Source organism: Legionella genomosp. 1 (assembly GCF_900640215.1).
In the GTDB taxonomy this organism is placed as follows: domain Bacteria; phylum Pseudomonadota; class Gammaproteobacteria; order Legionellales; family Legionellaceae; genus Legionella_C; species Legionella_C quinlivanii_A.
The window spans coordinates 427,368-446,372 of record NZ_CAAAJH010000001.1 but is presented as its reverse complement, the minus strand read 5'-3'; the positions used below and the strand labels follow the sequence as shown (position 1 = coordinate 446,372).

Sequence of the window (19,005 nt, the reverse complement as noted above, 5' to 3'; positions counted from 1 at the left end):
TGTTAACAAACTGGGGCAGCTCTCAGTTCCTTATGAATTTTTCCGCCACAGGCCTGGATGCAAACCTGGTAATCTGCTTTGCAGTTACAAGTTGTTTTGCGGCATTGTAGTGGATCCCGGTAAGATTTCAACTGACGTGCAATAGTTCCCCCCCGAATAACCTGTTCCCGCTGATACTGACGGTAACTGAGTTTGCTCGTCTGGTTCGCATGAGCGGAACATTGCACACAATTATTTCTGCAGCTTCCCTGGCATTTTTCTTGTTTAATTTCACAACCCTGAGAGCAATTCTCAAATTCAATATTGGTTTCTCTGATTACTCGATGCTCAGAGCATGCGCTAACAAAGAATAACAAACATGTCATTAATACAAAAACTACCTGTTTCATAAAATTACTCACTTTCCATAATTGGGTTGATATTCAGTAACTTTAATTACCTGACGAAAAAGCGATCTCTTTACAGCCAGGCAACCAGAGTAAAGAAAGCAATCAGCACTAAAAATACAACCAGCGCATGCTCTACAAGAGTCTGAGCATTGGTTAGGCTCACGGTGTCTCCATCATGAAGTTTTGCAGCAAAAATTCCACCCTCACTGAGAAATTGTTCATTTGTATCTGGGGCACTCAGGAATCGTTCTCTGTAAAAGATAAATCCACGCTGAAAATTTCCCACCAGTAGATATAACATGACAGTAACCCTTGCCGTTACCCAGTCCAATAGGCTAACTATTAACTCTGCCGGCTGAGCAATGGGCTGATATTTCACTGATAGTGTTAATAATCTGTAGAATAAAAGTCCCAATGGACCAGCCACAATATACCAGAAGATAACCGCGAATAATTGACTATTCACCAGGTAGAAATAATGACCAGCCGTTTTGTCTCCATCAGAGTGTGCAGGGTCTGAGTTAACGGGATAAAAAGGATTTTCAGGACCAATGCAATAATAAAAAATAAAAAGATTCAGTAATAATCCGATAAAACCAAAGAACCAGGGGCCAATTAAACACAAGAGCAACCAAAGCAGTAAAACCGGTGGCAAAACAACGAGAGCCAAAAGAAAATAAGAATTTTGTAAAATTTCACTCCTGGGAAGCATGCCCGCTATACGCTGAAAATAAGCGCCAAACCAATTAAATCGATGCTGTGAAACCGAATGAATCAAATAACGCTCACTGAGTAATGAAAGTACAATAATCAACAGTTTCATAGTTAGTCCTTACGCATCTTGTCAGACAACGCTATCGGCGTTGGGTATTTTAATACTACTAAATAGGAAGAAACGATAAAGGTCAAAATTGTGGTTGCCTGGATTAAATTAGTCGCCACTTCCGAAATTAGTTTGGTACTAAATGCTATACTGCCTACTAATAGAGAAAATTCACTTGCCTGTCCTAAACGCAACCCCACCTCTTTGGCAACGCTCTTCTTTTCACCTGCCTTAAACAAAAGAAAATTAAATAATACAGGTTTTAAAATTAACATTAGAATAGAGAGTAGCAAAGCGGGAATAATCACTTGCGCTGCAAATCCGAAATTAAAGGTCGCACCAATTGAGAAGAAAAACATAACCAGGAAGAAGTCACGAAGTGGTTTCAGACTTTCCGCAATGTAAAGTGAAATGGGACTTGATGCCAGAGCAACTCCAGCCACAAAGGCGCCAATATCTTCAGAAAGCCCTACTTCCTGGGCAAGCACTGACATACCCAGACACCAGCCAATGGATAACAGGAAAACATATTCCTGGGTTCTATCAAATCGTGCCAGTAACTTAACCAGAATATAGCGCTCTACCGCAAAGGCAAACAAGGTTAGCGCTGGCAATGCGACACCCACCAGAACCAAATCATCAACGGAGTACCCGCCGCCCTGCTGTGCACCATTAATCAGGATCAGAACGATAATGGCAATGACGTCCTGCATAAGCAGGATACTAATCATAACCTCACCGGTATGCTGGTGATGCAGAATGGTTGTGGGTAAAAGTTTCAGACCGATAATCGTACTCGAAAACATCATTGCTGCGCCCAGAACCGCAGACTCCATATTGGTTAATCCAAACCAGCGGCCAATCAGATAGGAAACCAGAGCAAAAAAGATGGAACTCACCAGTGCAATCCAGGTAATCTTTTTAAGCATATGAACCAGATTTTGAGGCTGCAGGTGAAGGCCAAGTAAAAAAAGCAGGAACACTATGCCCATATCGCCAACCTGCTGAACAGTGCTGACATCACTTACAAGCTTTAACCCCCAGGGCCCCAGAACTGCGCCTAATAATATGTAGGCTACTAAAAGCGATTGCCTGGTGTAAAGCACCAAAGTCGAGAAGACAGCAGCTCCTGCAAAGATTAGGAAAATAGTATAAAAAACCGAACCATCATGCATAAACACAAGCCTCGAACATGCTAACCATATAGAAATGAATATCGATTATTAAGCGATTTCCGAATAAGGCACCACTGCTTAACCGTGTATAAATACTGCGCGAACTAAGAATATCACAGTTTAGCGTTAATGTTATGAATAATTAGACAATTAATCGCTAGTGAACGCAAGCCTTCATACGAGACAGTCAGTGATAGCCTTCCTGTGTCGATTTCCCTCGAAATACATGATAGGCGTATGCAGTGTATGCTATCAGAATAGGTAACATAATCACTACACCTACCAAAATAAAGAGCAGGGTTGAAGTCGGTGCCGCCGCTTCCCATATAGTAACCTGATGCGGGATCAGGTAAGGAAATACGCTAATGCCGATTCCCGTGTAGGCACATAAAAATATTATCACACTACAGATAAACGGCCGCCATTCCTGCTTGAGATTAAGGCTTCGCCATGTCATCCAGATCATAAGTGCTGTGATCGCGGGCAAAGGCAACAGCAGAATAAAATTGGGAAAACTATACCAGCGCTCAAATATTTCACTGCTATGTAAAGGTGTCCATATACTGACAATAACAAGAAAGAAGCTGACCATTATCAGAAAGCCTCTGGCAAAATGAATCATTTTTCGCTGCAGATGCCCTTCGCTTTTAATGATTAGCCAGGTAGCACCCAGAAGCCCATAACCACAAATCAAGGCAATTCCTGTTAATAGGCTAAAGGGAGTAAGCCAATCGGTTTCGCTGATGGTCATCGCTGCTTCATTAATTGGGAAACCGCGCACAAAACTACCTAAAATGACTCCCTGAAAAAAAGCGGCGGAAATCGAGCTGATTGTAAACAACCAGTTCCATAGCGGCTTTGAACGTTCCGCTTTAAACCTGAATTCAAAACTCACTCCGCGGAATATCAATGCCAATAACATCAGCATTAAAGGCATATATAAAATGGGTAATAAGAGACCATATGCTATGGGAAAAGCACCATAAAGCACCGCGCCTCCAAAAACCAGCCAGGTCTCGTTTCCATCCCAGACCGGTGCCACAGAATTCATCATTTTATCGCGCTCTGCTTCGCTTTGGGTAAAGGGGAATAAAATACCTATTCCCAGATCAAAGCCATCTAAAATGACGTACATTATAATGATAAAACCTAAAATTACCGCAAAGAGAAAAGCCAGCATTATTCGTCCTCTCCTGGTTTGTCGGTCATATACTGGAAGGAATGATGCTCGGACTTGTCTGCATTAAGCGCATGGGGCCCGAGTCGTATAGTTTTGAATAAGTAAGTCAGATAAAAACCAAAGACGATGCCATAGACGAGCACGAGTAAACTAAATGATATGGTAACTTCCTCCGTACCAATTGCGGAAATAGCGTTCTGAGTCCTTAGGAGATTATATACGACCCAGGGCTGACGGCCGATTTCCGCTGTTAACCATCCGCTAATGCTGGCGACGAAACCTAAGGGAGAAATCATCAGACACCATCGATGGAACCAGGAAGCATGGTAAAGTTTACCTCTGAAACGCAAATAAAGGGCAGCCAGAGCAGTCAATAGCATTAGCAGCCCTATCCCCACCATCACACGGAAAGAAAAGAATACCGGTGCAACACGCGGTTGATCTGCAGGTGGAACCGATTTAAGCCCCAGCATTTCACCATCCCAATGGTGAGTATTAATGAGACTGGCCAATCCTGGAATTTCCACCGAATAATAATTTTTCTGTTCTTGCTGCGACGGCCAGGCGAATAATACAAGCGGGGCAGCTTTCTGTGTCTCCCAAACGCCCTCCATTGCAGCGGTTTTTAATGGCTGATGCTCGTGTACAACCAGACCGACGACATCGCCAACAAAAATCTGTACTGGAACAACAATTAAGGCTGCCCACATAGCAAAAGAAAGACAGGTAGTGGCGACCTGGTAATGAATCCCTTTGATTAAATGATAACTTGCAACCGCAGCGACCACGAAACAGGTAGTCGCATAGGATGCAAGAAGCATGTGGATCATACGCGGTAAAAATGAAGGATTGAATACCACTTCCAGCCAACTGGAAACCACATATTTCCCAGCGATAAGCTCATAACCGGTTGGCGTCTGCATCCATGAGTTTGCGGACATAATCCAGAACGCAGAAATTGTTGTACCCACAGTAACCAGCAAGGTGGCGATAAAATGAAAGCCTGGCGAAACCCGATTCCAGCCAAAGAGCATAACGCCAAGAAATCCTGCCTCCAGAAAGAAAGCAGTCAGGGTTTCATAAGCAAATAAAGCTCCCAGAACATTGCCAAATTGAGCAATGAAGGGTCCGAAATTAGTTCCTATCTGATAGGCAAGTACAATCCCGGAAACAACCCCCATCCCAAAGGTTAAAGCAAAAACTTTGGTCCAGAACTTACAAATTCTAAGATAAAGCGGGTTTCCAGTTTTAAGCCATGCAGACTCCATTATAACCAGAAATACGGCTAATCCCAGATTTAAGGTAGGAAATAATATATGAAAACCAATGCTAAATCCGAATTGTATCCTCGATAAGAGCTCAACCATTCACTTCTCCAGGGGATGTGGGAACAGGCTTGTTATGAAAATAAGGCAATAAACAGCTTATTATAACGCTCAAATCAGTCCAGGCTCAATTGAAAATTCATAATTATCTGGTGGATCGCATGAATCACCCACCACGGACAAGCGTCTCAATAGACAATTCCTGTTCAAGCTGATAAGATTTTAATTTTCTCTTAACAGCCAGCAACAATTTGGGTTAAAATAGCCTGTTGTAATATTCTTTGGGAAATATCGTTTGTCTAACTATTTCAGGGAGCATAACACTTAATGGTATACGGCAACGAGCATTTACCTGCTACTGTAAAGAGTCGCCTTTCTTTTTTAAAACCCTGGATAGTATGGGGACTGGGTTGTCTTTTCTACTTTTATGAATGGGTTTTGCAGGTCTCACCTGGCGTAATGAGTAATGAGCTCATGCGTGACTTCGCGGTTACCAGTCAGACACTCGGTATTATGTCCGGTATTTATTTTTATTCCTACGCCATCATGCAATTACCCGGCGGCGTTCTGATGGATTACTTCGGTCCGCAGCGATTGCTAACGATAGCCACACTGATTTGCGCATTAAGTACAATTGGTTTCGGGATGACTGAAAATTTCTTTGCTGCCTGTTTCGCACGCCTGATGATTGGCTTTGGCTCAGCATTTGCTGCGGTGGGCGCGATGAAGCTTGCCGCCAACTGGTTTCCAGCAAATCGTTTCGCTCTTCTGACTGGAATGATGGTGACCATTGGGATGTTAGGTGCCATTGGGGGTGAAACACCCCTTGCGATATTCATAGATTACGCGGGCTGGCGCCATAGCATGACTATACTGGGCTGTATTGGTATTGTACTGGCAATTCTAATACTGCTAATCGCAAAAGATGCTCCATCGGAAGGCGCTATCCACCACGAACATCATTCTGACGAAGAACCTTTAGTTTCCAGTCTGCTCGCTATTATCAAAAACAAACAACTCTGGCTTGTCGCCCTTTATGGCGGCCTTATGTATATGGCAACCCCGGTATTTTGCGGATTATGGGGCGTTCCCTATCTTATGTTCAAAATGGGTATCAGCAAAGCAGTTGCCGCCAATCTTATCTCACTGGTTTTCGTAGGCTGGGCTATCGCAAGTCCTTTATGGGGAATTTTTTCTAACCGAATCGGCAGAAGAAAACCTTCACTCTACATCGGTAGCATCGGTGCGCTGATTACTTCCTTGTTATTTTTATATGCCCCAATTGAGTCCAAACTGGTTACTCAATTCCTTTTGTTTTTATTCGGAGTATTCTCCTCAGGTTTTCTACCCGCTTTTGCGGTTGCCAAAGAAATCTGCAGCCGCCGCTATGTCGCTACCAGTCTGAGTTTTATGAATATGATGAATATGGTAGGGATCGCCATTGCCCAACCTTTAATCGGTTTTATACTGGATTGGTTGTGGCAAGGCGAAATCATTGATAAAGTTCGCGTCTATCCCTTGGAAGCCTACCACATTGCTTTGGCCATTTTGCCAATTGGCATACTGGTTTCCCTGCTTATATTGCCCAGGATAAAAGAGACTTATTGTAATAATGTTCAATAATGCACTTTTGAAATCTATTGAATGAGAAGTTGAAGAAGCTATGTCTAAAAAATTATATATTAAAACCAATGGCTGCCAGATGAACGAGTATGATTCCTCAAAAATGGCAGAAGTCTTATTGCAATCGCATGGTTTACACAAAACCGAGCAGGTGGAAGAAGCAGATGTTATTTTATTAAATACTTGCTCAATCCGTGAAAAGGCGCAGGAAAAAGTGTTCTCCCAGTTAGGCCAGTGGCGGGAATTTAAAGCACTAAATCCCGATGTGATTATTGGTGTAGGTGGTTGTGTGGCCAGCCAGGAAGGAGCCGATATCATCAAACGGGCACCTTTCGTGGATCTTGTATTTGGTCCGCAAACACTTCATCGCCTGCCCGATCTGATTGAAGAACGTCTTAAATCAAAAAAACCAGTAGTTGACATAAGTTTTCCCGAAATTGAAAAATTTGACCATTTACCAGCTCCACGAGCAGAGGGACCAGTCGCATTTGTATCAATTATGGAGGGATGCAGTAAGTATTGCAGCTACTGCGTTGTTCCTTACACCCGGGGCGAAGAAATCAGCCGGCCCTTTGACGATGTATTGGTTGAATGCTATCAATTAGCCGCTCAGGGAGTGAGGGAAATCAATCTTCTGGGTCAGAATGTTAATGATTACCGTGGTAAGATGAATTCCGGGGAGGTAGCTGATCTGGCTCTTTTGATTCATTATCTGGCCGCAATTGATGGAATCGGACGCATCCGCTTTACCACCTCGCATCCACTGGCATTTTCAGATAATTTAATCAATGCCTATGCCGAAGTTCCGGAACTTGCCAACCATCTGCATCTACCCGTACAGAGCGGTTCTGATCGCATTTTAAGTATGATGAAGCGCGGATATACTGCACTTGAGTTTAAATCAAGAATCCGCAAATTACGTAAAGTCAGACCTGATATTCGTTTATCCACCGACATAATCGTTGGATTTCCCGGAGAAACCGATAAAGACTTCCAGGATACAATGGATTTGGTTCATGAAATTGGCTTCGATACGTCGTTTAGCTTTATATACAGCGCCAGGCCAGGTACACCCGCTGCCAATTTACCTGATGAAACACCGATGGAGGTAAAAAAGCAGCGTTTGCAGATATTACAAAATCGCCTGCTGACTAATGCCTCAAATTATAGTAAAGCGATGGTGGGAAGCACTCAGAGAATATTGATCACAGGAGCTTCCAAGAAAAATAAAGAGCAACTCGCTGGACGAACCGAATGCAATCGCGTGGTCAACTTTGATGGCCCTGCATCATTAATTGGTCAGTTTAGATCAGTCAGCATCACTGAATCCTTACCAAACTCCCTGCGTGGCCGTTTAATTAAAGATGAGGAACTGGCACTTAATGATTGACGTTGATACAAAAGAATTAATGATTCCCCGTGAACTCCACGGGGAACGCATTGATGTGGTTCTCGCCAGAATGCTACCTGACTATTCTCGCTCCCAGCTCAGCCAATGGTTAAAACAGGGAAAAATTACTGTTGATAGTCGAACTCTTAAACCTAAAGACAAAGTAAATCATGGAAGTCTCATACAACTGAATCTTGACCAGTTAACAGAAAATAAAACCGGAATTGCCGAGGCCGAAGACATTCCACTCGATATTGTTTATGAAGATGACTATCTGCTGGTAATTAATAAGCCCGCAGGTCTTGTTGTTCACCCCGGGGCAGGAAATTGGGAGCACACCCTGGTGAATGCTCTTTTGCATCATCTCCCGCAATTATCCGCATTACCACGTGCAGGTTTAATACACCGCCTTGATAAGGATACCACCGGTTTGCTGGTAATCGCCAAAACACTGACTGTCCATACTCAATTGACAAGGCAAATGCAGGAGCGGGAAATTCATCGCCATTATCTGACTCTGGTTCAGGGGCATTTAATCTCCGGAGGAGAAATAGCCACCTGTTTTGGCCGGCATCCATCAAACAGGCTGAAAATGGCAGTTTGCGCGCAAGGCAGAGAGGCAGTTACCCATTACTCAATCAAAAAACAATACCAATACTTTACCTTGCTTGAAGTGCAGTTATTAACTGGAAGAACGCATCAGATCCGCGTACATATGGCTCATATCAAGCATCCGGTGTTTGGTGATCAGTTGTATGGAGGGCGAACCCGCGTACCCGCCGAGGCCGATGAAAGCCTGATTAAATTGTTGCAGCAATTCAAACGGCAGGCACTCCATGCTTACACTTTAAGTTTTGAACATCCGCATTCTGATGAGATGGTGAGTTTCAGCGCCCCATTACCTGAAGATTTCGCTACTTTGCTGAGTGCACTGGATCAATACAAGGAAAATAAATGACTTATTTGCAGGCCAATTGGAACGCAGCAGCGAATGTCAGAGCAGTGACCACTACTCGTTTACAAGGTTTCAGTCAGCATCCCTTTGATAAAAACAATCTGGGACAACATGTCGGAGATAATCCGGAGCATGTGCAGGCCAATCGAGCCTCTCTGGTGGACTCACTCAAACTGCCTGCAGACCCTGAATGGCTTGAACAGACACACAGTACGGATTGCGTTATTGTAGAGCAGGATAATAATCGACAGGCTGATGCCGCCATCACGCGCTCCAATCAGCGCGTGTTGGCGATTATGACTGCCGATTGTTTACCCATCCTACTCTCAAATACCCAGGGAGATGAAGTGGCGGCTATTCATGCAGGGTGGCGCGGATTGGCCAATGGTATTATTGAAAACACCCTGGCTAAAATGACCAGCAAGCCTCAGGATCTCATTGCCTGGGTCGGACCTGCGATTTGTCAATCCTGCTATCAGACCGGCCCAGAAGTATATGATTGCTTTCTCACACAATACCTATTTGCTCATGATTGCTTTTTGGCTGATGATTCCAAATGGCGGGCGAATCTGTCTGCAATCGCTGAAAAAATTCTTGCTCATCACCATGTCGCTCAGATCGCTCAGTCCAATGTCTGTACATTTGAGCAAAAAAATGAATTTTATTCCTACCGCCGTGCAGCACAAACAGGTAGAATGGCCACTCTTGTGTGGTTTATTTAGTAACAGGTTTTAATAACAGGAAAAAAAATTATGTTTCGTCATTTGCGTTTATTGGGGAGCGGTATCTTACTGGCTCTTCTCTCCTCCTCCGCCCTGGCAGCAGAACAGGAAGCTCCGATGCCAAGTCTTGCTCCCGTTCTTAAAAATGCGATGCCAGCCATTGTGAATGTCGCTGTTCAGGGGGTTCTTCCACCGGCAGGCCCAACTGAAGACGAAGAGGATGAAGATAACAATCAGGAAACCCAGCAAGGCACTCCTCCCAAGCCTAAAAAATTTCAAAGCATTGGCTCAGGCGTCATCGTTGATCCTGAACACGGAATTATTATTACCAACGACCATGTGATTCGCAATGCCAATCTTATTACGGTCACATTGAACGACGGCAGACGTCTTAAGGCCAAACTAATTGGCGGCGATGCGGATACTGATCTTGCCGTGTTGAAGATTGATGCTAAAAATCTGAAAACATTGCCTATTGGTGATTCTGACAAAGTAGAAGTTGGTGATTTTGTCGTTGCGATTGGAAATCCATTCGGATTAAACAGTTTCGGAAACAGTCAGACCGCAACCTTTGGTATCGTTAGCGCCATGAAGCGCAGTGATCTGAATATTGAAGGCATCGAAAACTTCATTCAGACAGATGCTGCCATCAATCCAGGTAACTCAGGCGGTGCACTGGTTAATGCGAAGGGTGAGCTCATTGGTATTAACACAGCCATTCTGTCTCCATATGGTGGTAACGTGGGAATAGGCTTTGCCATTCCGGTCAATATGGCTAAGGACGTTGTTCAGCAAATCATGCAGTTCGGTTCTATTCATCGCGGTCTGATGGGAATATTTGTGCAGCACCTGACTCCTGAACTTGCACAGGCCATGGGATACTCTGAAGATTTTCAAGGTGCATTGGTTGCACAGGTCAATGAAGACTCTCCCGCAGAAAAAGCCGGTCTTAAGCCTGGTGATGTGATTACCCAAATCAACAATACTAAAATTACCCAGGCCACTCAGGTTAAAACCACAATCAGTCTGCTGCGGGTAGGTAGTGAAGCCAAAATGACTGTACGCCGCGACGGGAAAGATATCACGCTTACCGCTGTCGTCACAGACATCAAAAAACATGAGCAAAAATTGCAGGCCAATAACCCATTTCTTTATGGACTTGCGCTTCGCAATTATGAGCAGGATTCTCCCCTTCATGGCAATGTGGTGGGTATTCAGGTTACTGGCGCCTCTGAGAACAGTGCCGGATGGAGAGCAGGATTACGCCCAGGCGATATTATCATTAGTGCAAATAAGCAACCAACGCCTAATGTTAAAGCCCTGCAAAACATTGCCATGCAGAAAAAACAACAACTTCTGGTACAGGTTTTACGTGGTCCAGGGGCATTGTACATTCTGATTATTTAAATACTAAGTTAAAGAATCACTGCAGGTTGGCCAAAGCCCAACCTGCGTGTAATTGCAGAGTCCCTTGAGGCAGTCACCGAGTTATCAAGCTCTTGCAACTAGTCGTTTCCGCGGCATTGCTGCATAAAAAAGACAAAGCTGAGCTGATATATGTTCTCCAAACAAACGAGAGTCTTCATCAAACTGTGTCATGCCATGTCATCTCGAACGCAGTGAGAGATCTCTGAATGCTGGCACAAACCTAGATTTGGGAGATCTCTCACTGCGTTCGAGATGGCGGTGAGTAATGACACAGTTTAATAAACACTCTCAAACAAACTGACATACACAGAATTTCTTGATGCCGCAAAAAAAGTATTTTTACCACTTGACAGAATAGCCAATCCGAGACAAAATGGCGACCTTCGTGGCTATGTAGCTCAGCCGGTTAGAGCGCGGCACTCATAATGCTGAGGTCGGTGGTTCGAGTCCACCCATAGCCACCATATCCTTCATTACGACACATCATCCTCAATATTGACGAACCATTCTGTTAAATTCAAACTAAAACAGGTTGTGAATAAATTTGATTTTAATTCAATCAAATCGTCTCAACGTCATCCTGAACGCAGTGAAGGATCTCCTGAATGTGGCTCAGTTCAAGCAGTTTGAGATCCTTCGCTACGCTCAGGATGACGTACCTGTGGAGTTACATTAAAACTTCTCTTCATGAAGATTGTATTAATTTGATAGAACAGTAGTTATCATACACGCTCATTACAGCATCATTTCTTTGGATCTTAAAGAGCAGTCAAATCAGCTCTGGCATCGGATTGAAGACGAGTTAAATCAATTACTCCCCAACGAAGAGGCCCGCGAGCATCTGGAAGGATCTTCCACATGCAGCTTATTATAACTTAAGCTCCTGAAAGCACCTGTTTTAAAGGTATTTAATTCACAAAAAGTCTATTGTCGCCGTTCTTTTTTCGCTATGATGTGGGCAACATGGATTTAATGGTTGTTGAATGCGAACAGGTGCGTTAGTAATTTCTTTATTGTTTCTAACATTCACTGCTTTTTCTGCAGAGGTTGGTCTTAAAACAATAACTATCGATGGTGAGAAAGCTTATGTGCTGGAAGCTGGCGCTTTTCCCAAAGAAAGCAGTGCCTTACAGCTTAAGCTTAAATTGTCTGCCCTTTTTAAGCAGCCATTAACCATTGATTATCAGACAAACAGAAAACTGTTTGTCGTCAAAATGGGGCCGATTAAAAATCTCGAACAGGCTAAAGAACTCCAGAAATTATTAGGCAACGACACCCCCAAATCAGTCAGCACTCCAATTGCCTCAAATTCTAAAACAACTAATTCAGGCACTGCCCCTTCTGCTGATTCCACAAAAAAATTGTGGAACCTGCGAGGTGCCGATATTCGAGCGGTGATTGCTGAAGTCTCACGCGTAACCGGCAAAAACTTTATCATCGATCCGCGGGTCCAGGGTAAAATATCGATTGTCGCCAGCACACCCATGTCTGATAAGGAGCTCTATCAGGTCTTTCTTTCCATGTTGCAGGTTTCCGGTTATGCCGCTATCCCTTCAGGCGATGTTATTAAAATTGTTCCCAATATTGACGCCAAAACGATCTCTCCTGATTACGAATATGATTTAAAATCTCCCCCTCGCGGCGACGATATGCTGGTTGAAGTGATCCCGGTGAAGTATGTTCCCTCCGAACAACTGGTGCCGGTATTGCGCCCGCTGATGCCGCAATGGAGCAGTGTTTCCGCCTATGCGCCTTCCAACATGCTGATTCTTTCAGGCCGCGCAAGCAATATCCGTAAACTGGCCTCGATTATTAAGCAAGTTGATAGTTCGACTAGCAATGGAATAGATATCGTTCCCTTGCATTTTGCGCTGGCGATGGACGTGGTGGCCACCTTAAAAGATCTGATGAAAACTCAGCCCGGTTCAACAGTTCATTCGCAAACGATGCTTGCAGCAGATGATCGAAGCAATGCGATTTTGATCAGCGGCAATAAAACAGAACGGATTCGGCTTCGTCTTTTAATTTCCCGATTAGACAGACAACATCCTAATGGTACTAACAGTAACACCCAGGTAATTTATCTGAATTATTTACGAGCTGAAGATCTGGTTCCTATATTGGCAGGTATTGCCCAGGCCAATTTCAGCGGGAATGTCGGCACAACAATTGGTACAATCACACGCCCTGAGCTTGACAGCACAAACCCCGCTTCCAGCCTTGTTTCCAATAACAGCTCATCCAGTTCCTCCAGTAATAGCAGCAGCGGTAATAATCCCTTCGGCCAGGGGGGCCAATCTGGCAATCCGGCAGCGACGCCAAACACCACTGGAAGTACCACGCAAAATGAAGGAAGCACAAAACCAACCGTTCAGATTATTGCAGAACCGAACACTAACTCAATTATTCTCAACGCCCCTGTCAGTCTGATTCGAACTTTAAAGGCAGTAATCAATCAACTGGATATCAAACCCGCTCAGTTGCTGATTGAGGCATTGGTTGCAGAAGTGGATGAAAGCGACATCAATAGCCTTGGCATAGAATGGGGTACTGATCGCCAGACAGGCAATCCCGCCAGTTTTTCTCCTGGATTCGCCATTATCAATAGTAAGACCAGTATCGATGATTTCCAGGCACAGATTTATGCTCTGGCCCGGGCAAGGAAGGCCAATATTTTATCCACGCCTTCCGTTGTGGTTCTCGACAACCGCCAGGCGAAAATTCTGGTGGGTAAACAGGTTTCAGTCGCGTCAACCACTTATCCTAACAATGCCGGCGGTACCACCACAGCGAGCCCCTATGTTACCTTTGACAGGGTCAATGTCGCCTTGCATTTATACGTTCGTCCCCAGATCACTCGCGGCCAGGGTATTCAGCTACAGATTGATCAGGGTAATGATACGCTGGATCCATCAACAACTTTGAATACTGATAATCCAACGTTCAAAATCAGCAGTATTGTGACCGCAGTCCATGTTGAAAGCGGCGATATCGTGGTATTGGGAGGACTAACCCAGGATAGTCTGGCAAATGATGATAATAAATTACCGATTATTGGGGATATTCCCGGTGTGGGAAGGCTTTTTCAACATAATATCCGTAATCGTGAAAAACGGGTGTTAATGGTATTTATTCGTCCTATAATTTTAAGAAACCCAAGAGACTCATTTTCGGTAACTGGTGGCAAATACAATGATCTGAGAGAGTATCAGCTTGATTCATTGCGTCAGCAGGAAAGTTTCCACCAAAGTGACGATGAGATTGTTTTACCTGCTTTGAGTGGAGCTGAATTGCCAAAACCATTTAACCGTGCCATTAAGCAAGTAGTTATCACTCCCATGCCGACTAAATAATGATGGAAACACAGGATAAACCCAGGCAAATTCCTTACGGGTTTGCCAAAAATAATGGTATCGTAGCCGCCCCCCCTAATGAGCAAGGGGTCGCCCTGGTTTATCATTTACCGCAACCCTCTTTCTCAGCTCTGGCTGAATTACAGCGCTCCTTACAATGCCGTCTCGAATTAAAGGAAGTCTCGGATACCGAATTCCAACAGCATCTGGCACATTATTATGAATCACGCTCCTCAGTACTTGATGCCGCAGAAGGGATGGAAGAGGATATGGATTTATCCCTGCTGGCGGATCAACTGCCGATGAGTGAAGACTTGCTCGAAAATCAGGATGATGCACCGGTTATTCGATTAATCAATGCCTTGTTCACTCAGGCTATCAAACAAAAAGCCTCCGATATTCATATTGAGACCTATGAAAGCCGAGTGTTAGTCCGTAATCGGATTGATGGTGTCTTGCATGAGGTGCTGGAAATTCAGCGTGCAATCGCCCCGCTGGTTATATCAAGGGTCAAAGTTATGGCCAAGCTTGATATTGCCGAAAAACGAATTCCCCAGGATGGCCGCATCGCCTTACGAATTGGCGGGCATAACATTGATGTACGCGTATCTACCCTACCCTCCAACCACGGTGAACGCATCGTGCTTCGTATTCTTGACAAGCAGGCCGCACAGCTCGACCTTAGCTTATTAGGAATGCCCGATTATATTCTTAAAATCATGCGAGGAATGATTGCACAACCGCATGGTATTATTCTGGTGACCGGTCCAACTGGCTCAGGTAAAACAACCAGCCTTTATGCAATGCTCACCGAATTAAATGAAGTAAGCCGTAATATTCTCACCATTGAAGATCCCATTGAGTATGATTTACCAGGGATTGGCCAGACGCAGGTTAATACCAAAGTGCAGATGACTTTCGCAAAGGGCTTACGCGCCATTTTAAGACAGGATCCGGATGTGGTGATGATTGGAGAGATTCGCGACCTGGAAACTGCCGAAATTGCGGTACAGGCGAGTCTTACCGGGCACCTGGTACTTTCCACCTTACACACCAACAGTGCGCTTGGGGCTTTAACCCGTTTAAATGATATGGGGGTAGAGTCTTTTTTACTTTCCTCCAGCCTTGTTGGATTAATTGCGCAGCGCCTGGTCAGAAGACTATGTCCTCACTGCAAAGCCCCTCATCATTTACGACCTGATGAAAGAGAACTCATGGGACTTACTCCTGATATGGATACATCAAAAGTATGTGAACCCAAAGGTTGTGAGGAATGCAATTTTCTGGGCTATCGTGGACGAAGCGGTATTTATGAACTCATCCCTGTTGATGAGACTTTACAAGGAATGATTCACCGTAACGACAGCCTGCAGACCATTGAGAAATATTTAAGGCCAGCTGTTCCCACAATTCGCGGAGATGGTTTCAAACGAGTGCTGGCTGGCGACACCTCACTCGCCGAGATATTAAGGGTAACCAGTCAGCATTAAGCTTTTTTTTTCTTGAGCTAAGCATTTAAACCCTCTCTCTAACTCTCTCCCAGAGGGAGAGAGGATTTTAAGTGAAATTTTTTTAAGAAAATCCCCTCTCCCTCCGGGAGAGGGCTAGGGAGAGGGGCTGACTCCTACAGCAACAAAATCTTTATTCAGAGAGAAAATGTATCGCTAGCCATCTGAATAATACTTTCTTCAATGGGCGTAAGACTCGCTAAACCCCCATCGAGGCTGATGCCGACAGAACCGCATTCCAGTGAAGGGGGCGTGCTTTTTCGCCGGGGCTCTTTCCATAAAGAGGAACTGCTCTCTGATGCATTTAGAGATTGAACTCGTTTAGCTGGTTTGGATTCTCCTTCACCTGGCATCGCTCGCGAAGAACCAAAGAAAAGCAGCTGTGCTTTAAGTTTCCCTATAGCTGTTCTTGGACTATCCGCATTTTCTCTATTCGCTGGCTGCGTCTTTATTCGTTCAATATGTAAAAAGAATGACTGAAGCCTTTGTTTGTAGCAATGCTCTTCAATATAGGGAAAACCCATCTTTTTTACATAAATCTCATTATTAATTTTTATTGCACGGGCTACACTTTCACTCAAAGAGGTCAGCGTACTCTGTAAGAAAAGGTACTGGGGTTCCGACAAGTGAGTCATGGATTTCAGCCAGTTATGAAAAACCGATAATAACTTTGGTAAAGAGAGTTTAGGTAAATCCAGTTTATCCCCTATTTTGATTTTTGGCAGCAGATTCTGATCCAGAAAATCCTGGTTGAATCGCTGCAATATTGAGGTTACGTTAGAAAAATTAATCTGGCTTAAATCCAGAAATACATTCCTGGGATATAACACATAAGAGGCTAAGGACTGCTCATCCTCATTATAAAAATTATACTTAGCTAAAAATTCACGTATATCCGTACGAAAACAATCGGCTTGAAACTGGTTTTTACATTTTCTTTCATAGAGATTGAGAATAGTGCCGCCCACCTGCTCTGATTTGGAAATCAATTTGGAGTTACCTTCGGAGGCCTTCGTAATATCTCCCAGTATCCCAGGGATAAACGGCAGCGAGCTATCAAATGAGCTTGCCGCACGGCGCAGCCATTTAAAATTTTCCTGGTTGCTGACCAGCTCATCAAGCTGATTATAGACTTCACGATCAGCTGGCGTTAGTTTTTTAAAATATTTATTAAGCCGAAGGATGCGATGAGAATTCAAGACACTCGCTATTAACATCAGATGGTTCAAATCAGCTTCACTTTCTCCCCTGAAATTACAAAGCGCCTGGGCTAATTGTAAAAGCAGTTGCAAGACATTCGCTACATTTTTCGAGGTTTGGCTTAGAATTTTCTGTACAAAATAATTATTTAATTTATTAAAATTATCTGTACATTGAAGAATTGTCCTGGCTTTATCTGATTGATCAGCCTTAGACCAATTATTATGCCTGAACTCTTCCAGTGAAACGTTTCTGTAGAAATCGCGGGTGAGCATGCGTAACTCATCGGCAATTAACTCCACTTCAGCACTGCGCTCTCCAGGTTTCTTTTGTAATGCACTATCTACAAGGGCATCAAAACTGCACCGCTGCGAAATTTTTGGATGATTGCTCCAATCGACCAGTTGCCGATAGTTCCTGAAGAAGGGAGAACTGTGAAGATTAACGAGCTCGTCAAATAATTTACTTAAAGGAACCCCTAACTCATCCAGGCCTTGCGTATAATATAGACTGCGTTTACCGAATAAGCTCAACTGATTTTGGAAAGAGGCCTCATTGGGAATGTTGCCAATAGCTCCGTTATAATAAAGAAGCTGCCAATTGAAATAGTGAGAAAGCAGTTTTTGTCTTCTGTCTAATTTTGGAAAAAGGAGATACAAACCATTCAGAATTTCTTCAAAACTATACTCCTGTTGCAGGCCGAGGATTTGTCGATTCAGCAACTCAATAGGAAAGTGCCCACTCTCAAAACTAATACTCGACATCTCCGTCATACTCCAGAGAGCCTCAAGTAACTTTGCCTTATTAGAGTCCATGGTTTCAAATGAAGGTGGAGTATTCTTTACATAGTTCTGATTAAAGCCTTCGATTAAAATTAACTGGAGATAATTTTCCACTAGCCTGAAGTGCTTTTCATAGAGTTTTTTTGATTCCTCCTGAACAACTGGTTGAAGAACCTGCAACAGTTCTGCCAGTATTTCCTGGCTTTTGCCATTTTTAAAAATAGTCGCTTCCAGTTGGCTATCCGCATAGGATAATATTCTTGATTTTTTAATAAAATCAGAAAGTTGTCTTAAATAGACTATTGATGTGCTTTTTTCGTTATAATTTTTAAGCAATTCAAGAAATGTGCGAGAGAAATCATCCAGAGACTCGTCTTCCTGGGATTGAAAAGAATCTCCTCTCATCAATTGGAGTGCCTCTTCCCAGGTATACCTTCTGTCATTTTCAAGCTCCGCCATGATAGAAGATGTGTTTCCAGCGGGTAAAGGGCAAAAACGAGGAAAGGTCTTTCTGATTTCCGATTTTTTTGATGAGGACGTATCACAGGCAACGAGACTTAAGGATCTTAAGCGCTCCAAATCCTTACTCACCAGTGCATTCAATACGGCTCGATTATTGGCGGCCAGGCCGAAAGCTGACTCACCCTGCTCATTTCTTGCCAATACATCATTTTTTTCCTGCTTAACCAAGGCTTTTATCGCCCAAATTCGTCCGCTTTTTACTGCAATATGCAACGCAGTATCGCCGTTTCTTGTTAAGCGATTGATTAGACCAGGACGAATTTCAAGAATATTTGCCAACAAAGTTGAATTGTCTTTTTCAGTTTTCACAAGGTAATGGAGGACACTTTGCCCTTCACTATCCTCTCGAAATAGTAATGGCCAAAAGCTTTGATTTTTAAGTAGCTCAAAAAATATATCTTCTTTATTATTTTCAAGCAGACAGTGAAAGAGAGACAAGTTGCTAGCGCTTGAAGTAGTGCTTTTATAAGCTAATGCCATGAGCCCAGGATTTTTCGACAATCCATTGATTAGGGCCATTGAGATTTTCTTGTAATTTTGTTTGCTGTGAATAAGTTCCAGTATTTTTTTCTTGTTCAAAATAAAGTCCTTTTTTTACAATAACATACTGATTAATAGAAAAAAGTGAAG

The 19,005-nt window shown here is 43.6% G+C and carries 13 protein-coding genes and 1 tRNA gene; 8 read left to right on the top strand and 6 right to left on the bottom strand.

Features of this window, described 5'->3' with window-relative positions:
• Window positions 1-2: 2 nt before the first annotated feature.
• The 5 genes from E1O89_RS01880 to E1O89_RS01860 form a co-directional block, all read right to left on the bottom strand.
• Window positions 3-389 carry an acyltransferase gene (locus E1O89_RS01880; RefSeq protein ID WP_112218598.1) on the bottom strand — a complete coding sequence of 129 codons (387 nt, stop codon included), beginning with the start codon at window positions 387-389 and terminating at the stop codon, window positions 3-5.
• Between the two features lie 70 nt (window positions 390-459).
• Entirely contained in the window at window positions 460-1,212 is a 753-nt protein-coding gene (locus tag E1O89_RS01875; RefSeq protein WP_133138669.1) for a hypothetical protein, read from the bottom strand.
• A gap of 2 nt (window positions 1,213-1,214) precedes the next feature.
• Complete coding sequence (locus tag E1O89_RS01870; RefSeq protein ID WP_133138668.1) at window positions 1,215-2,387, bottom strand: cation:proton antiporter; 1,173 nt, start codon at window positions 2,385-2,387, stop codon at window positions 1,215-1,217.
• A 187-nt stretch (window positions 2,388-2,574) separates the two neighbouring features.
• Complete coding sequence (cydB, locus tag E1O89_RS01865; RefSeq protein ID WP_133138667.1) at window positions 2,575-3,567, bottom strand: cytochrome d ubiquinol oxidase subunit II; 993 nt, start codon at window positions 3,565-3,567, stop codon at window positions 2,575-2,577.
• A complete protein-coding gene (locus tag E1O89_RS01860; RefSeq protein ID WP_133138666.1) occupies window positions 3,567-4,934 on the bottom strand; it encodes a cytochrome ubiquinol oxidase subunit I in 1,368 nt (455 codons plus the stop codon). The genes cydB and E1O89_RS01860 overlap by 1 nt, the downstream gene beginning before the upstream one ends.
• A 285-nt stretch (window positions 4,935-5,219) precedes the next feature.
• Here E1O89_RS01860 and E1O89_RS01855 point away from each other — a divergent pair, with 285 nt between their 5' ends.
• From E1O89_RS01855 to lspE, 8 genes are all read left to right on the top strand, one after another.
• On the top strand, window positions 5,220-6,515 hold the full coding sequence (locus E1O89_RS01855; RefSeq protein WP_133138665.1) for an MFS transporter: 1,296 nt from the start codon (window positions 5,220-5,222) through the stop codon (window positions 6,513-6,515).
• Window positions 6,516-6,555: 40 nt separating this feature from the next.
• Window positions 6,556-7,905, top strand: a complete 1,350-nt coding sequence (gene miaB, locus E1O89_RS01850) for a tRNA (N6-isopentenyl adenosine(37)-C2)-methylthiotransferase MiaB (RefSeq protein ID WP_133138664.1) — start codon at window positions 6,556-6,558, stop codon at window positions 7,903-7,905.
• Window positions 7,898-8,863, top strand: coding sequence for a 23S rRNA pseudouridine(1911/1915/1917) synthase RluD (gene rluD, locus E1O89_RS01845; RefSeq protein ID WP_133138663.1), 966 nt, complete (start codon window positions 7,898-7,900; stop codon window positions 8,861-8,863). Before miaB ends, rluD begins: the two co-directional genes overlap by 8 nt.
• Window positions 8,860-9,582, top strand: a complete 723-nt coding sequence (pgeF, locus tag E1O89_RS01840) for a peptidoglycan editing factor PgeF (RefSeq protein WP_133138662.1) — start codon at window positions 8,860-8,862, stop codon at window positions 9,580-9,582. The genes rluD and pgeF overlap by 4 nt, the downstream gene beginning before the upstream one ends.
• Before the next feature lie 117 nt (window positions 9,583-9,699).
• A complete protein-coding gene (locus E1O89_RS01835) occupies window positions 9,700-10,989 on the top strand; it encodes a Do family serine endopeptidase (protein ID WP_410054750.1) in 1,290 nt (429 codons plus the stop codon).
• A 408-nt stretch (window positions 10,990-11,397) separates the two neighbouring features.
• A tRNA-Met gene (locus E1O89_RS01830) sits at window positions 11,398-11,474 on the top strand.
• 519 nt (window positions 11,475-11,993) lie between these two features.
• Window positions 11,994-14,363, top strand: coding sequence for a GspD family T2SS secretin variant LspD (gene lspD / locus E1O89_RS01825; RefSeq protein ID WP_133138660.1), 2,370 nt, complete (start codon window positions 11,994-11,996; stop codon window positions 14,361-14,363).
• A 2-nt stretch (window positions 14,364-14,365) separates the two neighbouring features.
• Window positions 14,366-15,853, top strand: a complete 1,488-nt coding sequence (lspE, locus tag E1O89_RS01820) for a GspE family T2SS ATPase variant LspE (protein ID WP_133138753.1) — start codon at window positions 14,366-14,368, stop codon at window positions 15,851-15,853.
• A 155-nt stretch (window positions 15,854-16,008) separates the two neighbouring features.
• Here lspE and E1O89_RS01815 read toward each other — a convergent pair whose 3' ends face one another.
• Complete coding sequence (locus E1O89_RS01815; RefSeq protein WP_133138659.1) at window positions 16,009-18,954, bottom strand: RasGEF domain-containing protein; 2,946 nt, start codon at window positions 18,952-18,954, stop codon at window positions 16,009-16,011.
• Window positions 18,955-19,005 lie beyond the last annotated feature (51 nt).

Coding starts and splice junctions, on each gene's coding strand:
- E1O89_RS01880 (WP_112218598.1), bottom strand. CDS start 389: ATGAAACAGGTAGTTTTTGTATTAATGACATGTTTGTTATTCTTTGTT.
- E1O89_RS01875 (WP_133138669.1), bottom strand. CDS start 1,212: ATGAAACTGTTGATTATTGTACTTTCATTACTCAGTGAGCGTTATTTG.
- E1O89_RS01870 (WP_133138668.1), bottom strand. CDS start 2,387: ATGCATGATGGTTCGGTTTTTTATACTATTTTCCTAATCTTTGCAGGA.
- cydB (WP_133138667.1), bottom strand. CDS start 3,567: ATGCTGGCTTTTCTCTTTGCGGTAATTTTAGGTTTTATCATTATAATG.
- E1O89_RS01860 (WP_133138666.1), bottom strand. CDS start 4,934: ATGGTTGAGCTCTTATCGAGGATACAATTCGGATTTAGCATTGGTTTT.
- E1O89_RS01855 (WP_133138665.1), top strand. CDS start 5,220: ATGGTATACGGCAACGAGCATTTACCTGCTACTGTAAAGAGTCGCCTT.
- miaB (WP_133138664.1), top strand. CDS start 6,556: ATGTCTAAAAAATTATATATTAAAACCAATGGCTGCCAGATGAACGAG.
- rluD (WP_133138663.1), top strand. CDS start 7,898: ATGATTGACGTTGATACAAAAGAATTAATGATTCCCCGTGAACTCCAC.
- pgeF (WP_133138662.1), top strand. CDS start 8,860: ATGACTTATTTGCAGGCCAATTGGAACGCAGCAGCGAATGTCAGAGCA.
- E1O89_RS01835 (WP_410054750.1), top strand. CDS start 9,700: ATGCCAAGTCTTGCTCCCGTTCTTAAAAATGCGATGCCAGCCATTGTG.
- lspD (WP_133138660.1), top strand. CDS start 11,994: ATGCGAACAGGTGCGTTAGTAATTTCTTTATTGTTTCTAACATTCACT.
- lspE (WP_133138753.1), top strand. CDS start 14,366: ATGGAAACACAGGATAAACCCAGGCAAATTCCTTACGGGTTTGCCAAA.